We start from the raw sequence: 12,082 nt of genomic DNA, 5'->3' as shown, positions 1-12,082 counted from the left end.
CGGGTGGGCGGGGTTGCGCGCTCGGGAGAAGATCTTGGGGTGAGGTTCGAGGTAGAGGCCGAGTCGGGGGCGCCGGCTCGGTTGGTGTTCGCGGCACGGTTGACCGAATTGTTCCAGGCGGCGGGGAATCCGACGTTGCAGCGGGTGGCGCGGGCCGCGGAGGAACGGATGCGGGCGGCGCGGCCGCTGGGGGAGCGGGGGTCGGGAACCGTTCAGCGGGTGAGCGATTGGCGCAGTGGGCGGAATGTGCCCTCGCGCTTCGACACGCTGGTTCCGGTGCTGTTGACGTTGTTCGAGCTGACTCGGATGCGGGCCGACGGCGCGGGGGCGGAGCTGGTGGACCTGGTCGAATGGGAGCGGGTGTGGAGTGCGGCGCAGCGGGAACCGACGCTGCGGCGGATGCCGGTCGTGGTCAATGCGCTGCGCCGGGATGTGGGGACCATCGTCGGGCGCGAGGCGGAACTGCGGCGGATCGTGGACGCGGCCGGGGCGCGGCGGGTGGTGAACATTCACACCGTGGACGGGATGGCGGGGGTCGGGAAGACGGCGCTGGTGACGCGGGCCGCGCATCTGCTGGCGAGCCGGTTCCCGGACGGGCGGTATTTCGTGGAGCTGAACGCACACACGCCGGGGCGGGATCCGGCCGACCCGGCGGACGTGCTCGGCACGCTGCTCACCGATGTGGGCGTGGATCCGCGCAATCTGCCGGAAACGCTTGCCGCGCGCCGTGATCTATGGCGCGACCGGGTCAACGGCAAGCGGATCCTGCTGGTTCTGGACGACGCTCGCGATCACGCACAGATCGAGGAACTGCTGCCCGCGGCCGAGGGCTGCCTGACGCTGATCACCAGCCGCCGCCGGCTGCTCGCCCTCGACGGCGCCGCCCCGATCACCCTGGACCCCCTCGAGCGCGATGCCGCCGTGGAGCTGTTCTGCCGCTTGGCCGATCGGCCCGCGACCTCCGAGAACACTTCCGGCGCAGCCGAGATCGTGCACCTGTGCGGTTATCTGCCGCTGGCGATCGTGCTGCTGGCCGGACGGCTGGCCCATCGCCCGCGCTGGAGCGTCGCGGACCTGGCCGCCGAATTCCGGCGCGCACACGACCGGCTGGCCGAACTCGAAGCCGGTCCGCGGGCCGTGCGCGCCGCCTTCACCACCTCCTACGGACTGCTGAGCGCCGACCGCCGCCGCCTGTTCCGGCGGCTGGGCGCGCACCCCGGGCCGGATTTCGACCGGTACGCCGTCGCGGCGCTGGACGACACCACGGTGGACGAGGCGCGGAAAGCCTTGGAGGAGCTGTACGTCGAGCATCTGATCGACGAGACCGCACCCGGCCGCTACCGGCTGCACGATCTGCTGCGCGAATACGCGCAGGGCCTGCTCGAGGATCCGGCCGAGCGAGCCGGCGCGGGCGCCCGGGTCCTCGCCTACTACCTGCACACCGCGCACGCGGCCACACAAACCCGGCACACCGGGACCGCGAGCCATCCCGACACCGGCCCGGGCGCCCGGACGCGCTCGGCAGCCGCGCGCCCGCCGGCGCGGACGCCGGACGCGGCCCCCGCGCAGCCGCACTTCGCCAGCTTCCGCTCGGCGTCCTCGTGGCTGCGCGTGGAGCGGGCGAACATGCTCGCCTGCCTGCGCCACGCCGCGGTGGCCGGGCCGCTGTCCCAGGCGATGGCGATGGCGAAAGCGCTTGTCGCCGAACTGTATCTGCACGGCAACTGGCGGTCGCACGCGATGGCGGTGCAGCGCCGGATGGCGGTCGCCGCCGACAGCATCGACCCGCGCGGATCCGAGGCGTTCGCCCTGAAGGACCTGGGGGCCGTGGCGTATCTGGCCGACGACTACGGCGTGGTCGCCGAACTGCTCGGGGACGCGCTCGCCGTCCACACGGCCGAACCCGAACTCACCGCGGCGGCCGAACAGCTGCGCGCGGCGCTGTGGCTGCTGGACGGCGAATTCGCCACGGGGGAGCGGCTGCTCACCGACGTCCTGGCGCGGTACCGGGCGCTGGGCGACCGCCATCGGGAAGGCCGGGCGCTGAGCGATCTCGGCTGGGCGCGGCATCTGCAGGGCGACTACGCGGGCGCGGCCGAGGCGCTGGAGCAAGCGCTGGCATTGCAGCGGGAGATCGGCGACCAGGAGGGAATCGCCGTGGTGCTCAACGGTTTGTCCTGGATTCGGCTGCTGACCGGGGATCGCGGGTCCGCCCACGACATGCTGCGGGAGGCCGCGCGGCTCAATCGCGCGCTCGGGCAGCCGGGCGCGGCGGCGGTCAATGTGAGCGCCCTGGCCTGGGCACAGCACCTGGACGGCGACTACCTCGCGGGGATCGAACTGCTGCGGGAAGCCCGGACCCTGTTCCGCGCGGCCGGGAATCGGTCCGGGGAGGCGTTCACCTCCGCCCATCTCGCCTACTGCGAGTACGTGCGCGGGCGGCACGAGGGCGCGCTCGCGGAAGCCGAACGCGCGCAGGCCATCTACCGGGAACTGGACAATTCGGATGGGGTGGCGTCGGCCCTCAATATCGTGGGCCGGGTCCGGGCGCGCGCCGGCGAAGCGGAGTGCGCCGTCGCCGCGATCACCGAGGCCCTCGAGACCTACCGGATCACCGGAAACCGGGTGGGCGTGGCCGATTCGCTCGCGAACCTGGGCTGGGTGCGGCAGCCGGCGGACGCGGCGGCCGCCGAGGAACTGCTGCGGGCCGCACTCGCCTCCTATCGCGAACTCAGGCACTTTTCCGGCGTCACCGAGACCTTGAATCGTCTGGGGGCCGTGCGGCGCCTGGCGGGCGATCCGGAAGCTGGTCTGGCGCTGCACGAGGAAGCCCTGGAGCTGGCGCGGGTGATCGGCAACGTGCTCTGGGAAGCCGCCGCGCTGGACGGCATCGGACGCTGCCGGGCGGCGTCGGGGGATCGCGCCGGCGCCGTGACGGCGCTGCGCGGCGCGGTCGAGCGCTATCGCCGCCTGGAGATGGCCGAAACCGATTCGGCCGCGACCCTTCTCGACTCGCTTGCCGATCCGCGTTCCGAATCCCCGGAATGAGGGTTCCGGTTCCGGTCCGGAAAACCCGCTCGAGCCCGTGACCACGACCGATGCCCGTCGCGGCGCCGTCTGACGGACCGGGAGACCGGCGCCGGGCCTAACGTTTCGATCACGAGGCCGCGGTGGCGGAGGGGATCGCCGCGGCCTCGGTGCTGTCGGGGCACCGAGACCGCGGCGCGGGTGCTACTGCCGCCCTGCCGGATTCGTCGGAATCAGTCGTCGAGGATGCCGGAACCGTTGCGCGAGCGCGAGGCGGCGCGGGCGCGGCGGCGGGCCGCCTGCAGTTCGGCGAGTTCCTGTTCGAGGGTTTCCGCGATCCGGAACTGGCCGGTGTCGTAGACATTCAGCGGCGGGCCCGGATCGGTCAGATCCGCCAGGGGTGACTTCTCGTCGTCCGCGGACGGGCGAGACTTGCCGGTCGCCGAAGTGCGAGTGTCTTTTTCGGCGGGTTTGACGGTTTCCTTGGGGGTGGTCTTGACGATGGGTTCGTCGGCGTCCACTACCGCGGGTTCGTCCTTGACGGCCTTTTCGGAGTCACCGGTGCCCGCCGTCAGGGCCGGCGTAGGGACTGGTGCCTGGGGCGGCGTGGGGCGGCTGGGCCAGGACACCATGGTGTTCACCGAGCGCCGGATCTGCTCACCCGGATCCGGTAAGTCCCGGATCTGGTCGGTCGCGCGCACGATGGCGAGACCGTAGCGCGAGGCCGCGGCATTGTGGATGAGCAGCGCGACGCCGATCATCACCGGGGCGATGGCGTGCACGGCCACGTCGTACCAGCTGCCGTCGCGCAGATACGGATACGTGTTGAGGATGACGGTCAGGCTCAGCAGCGCCATCTCGGCGACCACGACCTGGCGGCGGCTGTCGATCACACCCCATTCGGCGACCTTGTTGGTGCCGATCATGATGATCACGAGGCAGACCGAGATCATGCCTTCGAGCAGATAGCTGAACCAGTAGAGGGGATCGCTCGGACCGCCGGGAGCGATATTGTGCTGCACGTTGACCGCGGACCAGAGCATGCCGGCCGCGACCACACCGGCGAGCGCGCGCTGGCTCCAGGCCCGGTGTTTGTACAGCGACGCCAGTTTGGCGTGCGGGCTGGATTCACGCCGCTGGGCGGCGATCGCCTTGCGGGCGAGCAGCAAATCGCGAATGTCGGCCTTCTCGATTTCTTCGGTGGTCTGCCGAGCCCGGTCGGCAGCACCGGCCGCCGCCTCGGCCTGCTTCCAGCGTTGAGCACGTTCCTGCTCGCGTATGCGCTCGGCTAGCTCGCGCTCCGCGACGAGCTCGTTCTCCGACAGCGCGTCGGTGAGAGCGGGATCGTATTGGTAGGCCAGCCGCCCACGGGCTTTCTCTACCCGTCGAGCCAGCTGGGTGACCTCGTCCTCGCGCGGCTGTTCGATCGTCATCGGGCCTCCTGCACGCGGAGCGTCGATGGCTGACAGGTGATTCCGGTAGGGAGTGGCACGGGAGATATTTTTAGTCGATGAACCGCCATTGGCGAAACTGTTGATTTGCCAATGGTCCAATCCTTACGGCGCGCCGCGCTCCGACACGCTGAATGTGCCGTCGCGCGACCCGTTTACGACGTGGGTACCAGCTCGGTGTCCAGGGGCATTGCACCCTCCAGGCCGTGCGGCAGGCGGCGACGGTTCGGCGAACCCAGAGCAGCCGTCAAATCGGACCCGTCGTGCTCGGCCAGCAAATCGTCGGAATCCCACACCAGCAGCGTTGCGCTGACGGTGTTCTCGGCCGCCGAGTGCGCCAGATCGTAGTGCGCGCAGGCCGGTACGTGCGGGTAGGTGATCCACAGGTCGTAGCCGGTCATGAACAGATCCAGGTCGAATTGCACGGAGAGACCGAGAAGTTCGCTTCGTCCGTTGTCATCGACGCCGGCGAACGCCTCGTCGAGCGCGAGCAGGCGCGGGGCCTGCGGATCGGCCGAATCCAGCATCACGTGCGCGGCGGCGAAGAGCGGCAGGTGCAGCGACACCGACTGTTCGCCGCCGGACAGCGTGGAGTGCCGGGCGACGGTGAGCCGGTCCTCGGAGCCGTCCGCGGTGACAATGGTGAACGAGAACACCCGCCACGTACGGTAATCCAGGGTGGTAGCCAGAATCTCCGGATACGAGCGTTCCGGATGCGCCGCGCGGGCCGAACGGATCTCGGCGGCGAAATGTGCGCGAATAGCCGACAAATCGTCCGGGGTGAGGTCGGCGGAGTCGCGGTCGAGGAGCTTGCACACCGCGCGCGCGGCCTCGGGGAGATTGTCGGCCAGCACCCAGTGCACGCCGATCGTATTGCCCGAGGACATGCGCCGCTGTTTCATCTCCGCGCCCATTCGGGAGATGAGATCGCGTGCGTCGGAAGTGCGTTCGTGAATCTGCTGGGCGAGCCCGGTGAGCAGGGCGTCTTCCAGGATGCGGCGTTCGGCGTCGGTGAGCAGCAGTTCCTGATCGCGGCGCGCGGCATTGATGCGTTCGGCGAAATCCGCCAAAGACGACAAACCGTGATCGTCGTGCACCTGCACCACGGTGAGCCCGTCCGCCGCATCCCAATTCAGGCGGTAATCCTGGCGGGCCGCGGTGAGCGCCGCGTCGAATTCCTGCAAAGCGGTGGTGACGGCACTGCGCGTCGATTTGCGCGCCGCGTCCCCGGCCCGCACCGAAGCCGTTGCGGTAGCCAGGTTCTCGAACAGCGCCGCCACCTCGTCGGGGAGCACCTTCGGCTCCTGCTCCGGATCACTGTTCTCGATCCGGTACAGCAACTGCTCCGGCGTCGACCACGCGGCGTCGCTGCTCGGCCACCGGCTGTCCGCGGGCGCGCCGAGCAGGCTCAGCAGATCCGGGCGCGCGTACGGCGCGAGATGCCGTACGTCCGCCAGCAATTCGGTCAAAGCGGTCCCCAGCGCCGCGTGTGCGGCCCGATGCGCGCCCTCGGCGGCACCGACCCCCTCGATGGCCTCGTGCGCCGCCTTGCGCGCCGCCTTCTGCTCCGCTCGCGCCGCGTCGATCTTCTCCCGCGCCAGCTCCAGTTCCCGATCGATATCGGCGGCCCCGGCTCCGAGCGCCTCCCGCAGCGTCTCCAGCTTCCGTTGCTGCTCTTCGTAACCCGAGCGCGCCGCTTCGGCCTCCTCCGCGAACGCCTCGGCGAGATCCTTGGCCTCCTCGAGCCGATCCCCGGCCTCCCGGGACCGCTCGTGCTCGCGCTGATGGTCCCCGCGCAATCGCAGCAGCGCGGTGCCCGCGTTCTCGAAATGCCGGACGGCGGCGGCCAATGCGTCCAGTTCCGCCGGATCCCTGGGCACCTTGTGATCGGCCGCGATCCCGCGCACCTTCTTGTCCGCGGCAGCGTATTCGGCGACAGCCTGATCGAGTTCCCGCTCCGCCTGCGCCGTCCCCTCGGCCCGGGTGCGCAGCACACCCGCCGCCTCGGACACCATCCGCAGCGCCGCGGTGATGGCGGTGGTCCGCGGCAGTGCCTTGGCCGCCGCCGAAATCCGCCCGAGGTCCTCGGTGGCGGTGCGCTCCTCGCTCGCGGCATCCAGCGCGTCCTGCTCGGCCGTCGAGATGGCCGCGGCCAACTCCACCAACCGCAATTCCCGCCGCCGCGCCCGGGCGGTCGTCCCGATGAACTCCGCATCCCCCTTGAAATGCCGCCCCACCAGCACCCCGAACCGATACCGCCCATCCGCCGAGACAACCGCCCCGCCACCGTCGGCCACCGGTTGCGCCTCGGCTCCGGATACCGCGTGCGCCTCGGCTGCCGTCGCCGAACCGCCGGACAGCGTCGATTCGCTCGTGTCCGAACCCCGCTGTGCAGCTGTCGCTTTCGCGGACTTCGTCCCATTCCCGGCGACGCGATGCAGCGCGATGGAGGCGAGGACGCCGGCCACCGTGTCACGCGGGACGGTCAGCGTGTCGGTGTCGTCCTCCACGACCAGCACGTCCGCCAGCGTCGGACCGGCCGGTCGTTCGGCGGCCGGAAGCGGAACCAGGAACTGCTCGGAAGCATGCGCGGGCAGCTCGTCCTCCGCGCACACCCAGGCATCGAGCAGGTTCGCCGCCTGCAAAGCCGCTTCGATGCCGGCGGCCGCACCGGCCTCGACGTGATCGGCGAACCGCACCAACCGCCACAACGGCGCACCGGACCGCTCGGTCCGCACATCGGTCCGGCCCGCGAAAGCCGGTGGCGCGTCATCCCGTTCGGCTGCGACCCGATCGCGCTCGGCGCGCAGTCGACCGGCCAGCTCGGTGGCCTGCGCGGCGCGAGTGCGCGCCTCCTGCCGCCGAGTACGAATCTCCTCGGTGAGCGGCTCGGTCCGCTCGGCCAGCACCTCGGCGGGCGTCGCGGGCAGATCGCCGGTGGCGGGTTCGGTTCCGGTCTGGGCGAGGGCGTCGCTGATCGCCTCGTACAGTCCCGTGCGGATGGGGGAGTAGACGTCGCGGTGGGTGTCCCACCAATCGCGGAGGGCGAGGGCGGTATTGGAGCGGGCCAGGGCCACCGAGGCTTCGGCTTCGGCGAGTTCGGCGGCGGCGGAGTCCTTGAGTTCGGCGGCGCGCTGGACGGCGCGTTCGGCTCGGGTGCGTTCGTTGGCGGCCTGATCGACGAGGGTGAGGGCGCGGCGGACGGCGCGGACGTCGGCGTCGCGTTCTTCGGCGTGGGAGCGGACGGTGGTGGTGAGGTGGTCGGCTCGGGCCTGTTCGGGGAGGGCGGTCCAGTTGATGCCGGCTTCCTCGGCGGCGGAACGCAGTTCGTCCTCGCCGCGGGCCAGGGCGGAGGCGGCGTGGGCGACGGCGGCGCGGGCGCGTTCGGATTCCTCGGCGCGCTGGTCGACGGTCTGGCCTGCCTTCAACGCCTTGTCGCGGTGGACGGCGGAAGAGGTTTCCAGGCGGCGGACGGCGTCGGCGAGGTCGTCGAGTTGCTGTTTGCCTTCGTAAGCGCTGGAGCGCTGCAGGGTTTCGCGGTCGGAGAGGGCCTGTTCGTAGGCGCGGTCGGCGTCCTCGGCGCGGGTTTCGGCGGCGGCCCGATCGGCGTCGCGGCGCTGGCGCAGGGCCGCGGCGGCGTGCAGGGCGGTGCCGGCGTGGGTGACCGCGTCGAGGCGGGCGCGGACCTGGTCGATATCGGTTTTCGCTTGGACGGCAAGGTATTTGCGGTAGACGCCGACGAAGGCGCGGGTGGCGCTGTCGGCCTGGACCAGGCCCTCGAGGGTGCGGCCGACCTCCTCCATATCGCTGAAGGAGCGGGCGGCATCGAGGATGAGTTGCTCGTCGAGCGGCCGCAGGCCGTCGGTCAGCGCCTGCGACAGGCCGCGCGGGTCCAGGTTCTTGGCCAGCTGCGGGCGGCGCAGGGTGAGGATGAGATTGATGAGCTGGTCGTAACGCTGCTGGCCGAGACCGAACATGCGGGCGTCGATGGCGGCGCGGTATTCGACCGGGCGGTCCACGATGGCGTCCGAGCCGATCTGCTCGGCCAGCTGCTTCCGCGTCAGCGGCCGATCGTCCGGCCCGAGCAGCGAGAAGTCCACGCCCACCCGCCCGTCGGCGACGAAATACCAGCGCGTCACCTTGTCCTGGGAGCGGGTGGCCCGCATGCCGATGCCGATGGTCACGACCTCCGGTTCGGCCCAGTCGCCGCGCGCGAACTCCATCCACACGTACGAGTACGCCGATTCCTGCTTGCGGTACAACAGGTTCGACTTCATGGTGCGCTCTTCACCGGCGAACGGATTCAACCGCCGCGGTTCGATGCGCCCGTCGAACACGAACGGGAACAGCACTTCCAGGGCCTTGGTCTTGCCGGACCCGTTCGGCCCGCGCAGCACCAGGCGCCCGTCGGCGAAGCAGAACTCCTGATCGCGGTAGTCCCACAGGTTGACGATGCCCGCGCGAGTGGGAACGAAGCGGACGCCACCGTGAATGAGGTCGGACATCAGTTCCGGGATCCCTTCTCGATCGAGGCGGTGTCGTCCTCGGTGCCGACTTGCGTAGGCGAGATGAACAATTCGGTTTCCGCGCGCGTGCGGATGGTGACGATGGCGCCGCGATACCGGGCCAGCGCCGGCAGGATCAGCAGCCCGCCGTCCACCGGTTCGACCAGCCGCAGCCGCTCCAGCAGCCCGACCGCCTCGGCGGTCAGCCCCGGCACGTCGGCCTGCCATTGCGCGGAGAAGGTATTGCCGTAGCGGCCGGTGAGCATCTGCACGGTGTCGCGGATCCACGACGATTCGACGAACGGATAGTCCGGAATCTCCGGTTCCTGGTCCTCGTCGTCGGAATCCTCGTCCGGCACGAACATTTCCACCGGATCGGCGAGGGGTGCGAACACGGTGGTGAACGGAATCGCGCTGTCGAGCTGCTCGGCCAGATCGGTGAACGGCGTCTCCGGCCGTGGCCGCCGCGCCACCGGATTGTCCAGATCCAGCACCAGGTCCGCGATCTCGCCGGCCAGCAGCAGCGCCACCTGCGCGAGCGTGCCGGTACTCGGGAACCGCACATCCGACAGCCGCCCCGAACTGTCGATCAACGCCACCCCCTCGGCCCGCCGTTCCGCCCGCAACCCGGTGACCAGCTCGACCTCGCGCACCAGCTTCTCCTGAGCCAGCAGCTCCCGGCCCGGCGGATCGAGTTCGTCGGCATACACGACCGGCTGCTCCACCAGCGCTCGCCGCACCTTGCGCGCCGCGAGAGCCTGTGCGGGAGCGCGGGTATCGCCGCCCCCGGCCTCCTCCCCGAGCAGCCCGGTCACGCTGTTGAGATGCTGCACCGCGCGCGGCGGCCGGAACAGCGCGAACACCACGGCCCGGTCGATGTCGTAGAGCGCCTCTCCCGCTTCGGGATCGCTCGCCCAGCCGCCCGCGTCGCCATCGGCGAGAGTGACCGCACCGCGCGCGGACAACCATCCCACCGCGTCCACGAACGCATCCCGATCGGCCGCCCGGTCCGGCGCGAGCTCGAGCCCCTCCACCCGCTCGGTATACGCGGCCACCTGATCGGCCAACTCCGACAACGTGATCTGATCGCCCGCCCGACCCAGCGCGGCGAGGGCCAGCGCCAGATACGCATACCGCCGCCGATCGAACACCCGCTCGGCGGGCGTGCGCGCCGGCCGCCCCGACTCCAGCTGATCCAGCACCGGAAACAGTCGCGCCGTCGTCTCGGTCACTTCCAGCCGATACCCGAACAGCTCGGCCAAGTCCTCCCGCAACTCGGTCGCCCACCGCCGAATCAACGGCAGCGCAATCCGATCCGGATAACTCCGCGTGATCAGATGATTGGCCAGCACCACCCGCGCCGCCCGCTGATAACTGTCCAGCGCCAGCGAATCGACGGACCGCGCATGCATCAGCCCACGTCCTCTCGCTCGGCAGCCGTGGCGGCGGTATCGGACGTTGCCGCCGAGCCGCTCCCGACCTCCGGCATCGCCCCGCCTTCGCTCGTCGCACTGCGGCTGTCGCGACCGGTGCGGCCGCGGCCGGAGACTCCTCGAGCCGCCTTGCTTTTGCGCAGCGCGGCGGTTTCGCGGACCTCGAGTTTGCGGCCGTTGAGGTGTAGTAGGCCGCGGGAGGTGCGGATCGCGGTGGAGCCTTCGTACGGGGACACGGTGAGGGTGACGCCATTGTCGGAGCCGGTGGTGCCGACCTTGCCGCTGACCGGGACCCATGCGGTGGAGGCGGCGTCGAGCAGTTTGAGCAGTACTTCGGTCTCGCCCTCGTCGAGTTCGCGTTCGTAGACGTCGGAAGCGGCGAGGGAGCGTGCCGCGGCGGCGCGGGCGCGCTGGGCGTCCAACTGCGCTTCGCGGAGGCGGCGGATGCTCGCGTCATTGCGTTGCAGGCGCGCCGGGGCACCGGGCGTCGGGGGCCGGCCGGTTTCGGCGAGGGTGCGGGCGATCTCCAAAGGTGGTGCGTCCCACCAGGATCGGATGGCGGGGATGACGTCCGCGTCGGGATGCTGCATGGCGAGGTGGCGAGGTTTGCCGAGACCGAAGACGACGTCGAAGAGGGCGTGGGCGGCTTCGGCGGAGGGGGCGGCGGTGAACCAGCCGGCCAGGTGGCGCAGGGCCGATTCGCGGCTCACCCCGCCCTTGCGGGTTTCGGTGACCCGGCGCAGCAGCGACAGCACGGCGGCGATGGCGCTCATGGTGGCCTCGCGCAGGCGTTCGCATTCGGTGACGCCGCCTTCGCCGTCGGCGAGGAACCAGCCGCGCAGGCCGGACCAGCGGGCGCGCCAATCCGCTTCGCGCTCTTCGAAATTCAGCAGCACGCGTTCGTCGATGCGGGCGGCGCGTTCGATGAGGTCGTCCACGCCGGTGGCCTCGACCTCGAGGATCGCGCCCGCCAAGCGCGGCGCGAAACGGGCCAGGTCCATCGAGAATTCGCGCATGTGCGCGAGCAGCGCGTCCTTGTGGGCGAGGAACGCCTCCGGGGTCGCCTCGGTGGTGCGCACCAGATCGCCGAGGGTGAGATAGAAGTGGGCCGCGCGTTCGGCGAGATCGGTCAGCGCCCGATCCAGGCGATTGAGCAGCCGGTACACGCGCGGCGCGTCACCGGTCCGGTTGGCTTCGGCGAGCGTGTGCAGATCGGTCAGCAGTTCCGGCAGCACCAGCCGCGAGAGCGACGCTTCGTCCAGCCGCGCCTCCAGCACATCCGACACCGCCCGATATGCCTGATATCCGGCCTGGGAGAACTGGTACACGAAATGCCGGTTCCGGTACTCGGCCAGCGTGGCCGCGCGCGTCCCGTCATAGCTGCGTTCCAGGACTCCCCACTGGTGCAACTGCTCGAGCAGCGGCCCCACCTCGGTGGCGGTGAATCCCGGTGCGCCCGGGCAACGATTGAGCGTCTCGACCACGTCGGAGGCGTGCAGCAACACGATGTAGGCGGCCCGCGCGGTATCGAAAGCACGCAAAACCCACAGGTAGTCCCCCCGCTTCTCGGCCGTGGCGAAGGAGAACAACCGGAGCCGGTCGGCATGCGCGAACTCCACGGCACCGACCCCTCTCGGGTCGGGCAGCAATCCGTCAGCGGACTCGG

Annotated in this window: 5 protein-coding genes; 1 reads left to right on the top strand and 4 read right to left on the bottom strand. The window is 70.5% G+C overall.

From position 1 onward, the window contains the following. Positions 1 to 39 precede the first annotated feature (39 nt). Complete coding sequence (locus tag NY1_RS06925; RefSeq protein ID WP_157762088.1) at positions 40 to 3,048, top strand: tetratricopeptide repeat protein; 3,009 nt, start codon at positions 40 to 42, stop codon at positions 3,046 to 3,048. Between the two features lie 212 nt (positions 3,049 to 3,260). Here NY1_RS06925 and NY1_RS06920 read toward each other — a convergent pair whose 3' ends face one another. From NY1_RS06920 to NY1_RS06905, 4 genes are all read right to left on the bottom strand, one after another. Continuing rightward, positions 3,261 to 4,460 carry a hypothetical protein gene (locus tag NY1_RS06920; RefSeq protein ID WP_067709615.1) on the bottom strand — a complete coding sequence of 400 codons (1,200 nt, stop codon included), beginning with the start codon at positions 4,458 to 4,460 and terminating at the stop codon, positions 3,261 to 3,263. 173 nt (positions 4,461 to 4,633) lie between these two features. Further along, positions 4,634 to 8,983: an SbcC/MukB-like Walker B domain-containing protein gene (locus NY1_RS06915; protein WP_067709613.1), complete on the bottom strand. Its 4,350-nt coding sequence runs from the start codon at positions 8,981 to 8,983 to the stop codon at positions 4,634 to 4,636. Beyond that, positions 8,983 to 10,395, bottom strand: a complete 1,413-nt coding sequence (locus tag NY1_RS06910) for a TIGR02678 family protein (protein ID WP_067709611.1) — start codon at positions 10,393 to 10,395, stop codon at positions 8,983 to 8,985. Before NY1_RS06910 ends, NY1_RS06915 begins: the two co-directional genes overlap by 1 nt. Continuing rightward, positions 10,395 to 12,035, bottom strand: a complete 1,641-nt coding sequence (locus NY1_RS06905) for a TIGR02677 family protein (RefSeq protein ID WP_369690430.1) — start codon at positions 12,033 to 12,035, stop codon at positions 10,395 to 10,397. The genes NY1_RS06910 and NY1_RS06905 overlap by 1 nt, the downstream gene beginning before the upstream one ends. Positions 12,036 to 12,082 lie beyond the last annotated feature (47 nt).

This window comes from Nocardia yamanashiensis NBRC 100130, assembly GCF_001613325.1.
GTDB classification, from domain to species: Bacteria; Actinomycetota; Actinomycetes; order Mycobacteriales; family Mycobacteriaceae; genus Nocardia; species Nocardia yamanashiensis.
Note: the sequence above shows the minus strand (reverse complement) of the source record. Positions and strands in the feature narration are given on the sequence as shown.

What these genes read in the sequence shown, in the direction of transcription:
- NY1_RS06920 (WP_067709615.1), bottom strand. Translation starts at nt 4,460, where the DNA reads ATGACGATCGAACAGCCGCGCGAGGACGAGGTCACCCAGCTGGCTCGA.
- NY1_RS06915 (WP_067709613.1), bottom strand. Translation starts at nt 8,983, where the DNA reads ATGTCCGACCTCATTCACGGTGGCGTCCGCTTCGTTCCCACTCGCGCG.
- NY1_RS06910 (WP_067709611.1), bottom strand. Translation starts at nt 10,395, where the DNA reads ATGCATGCGCGGTCCGTCGATTCGCTGGCGCTGGACAGTTATCAGCGG.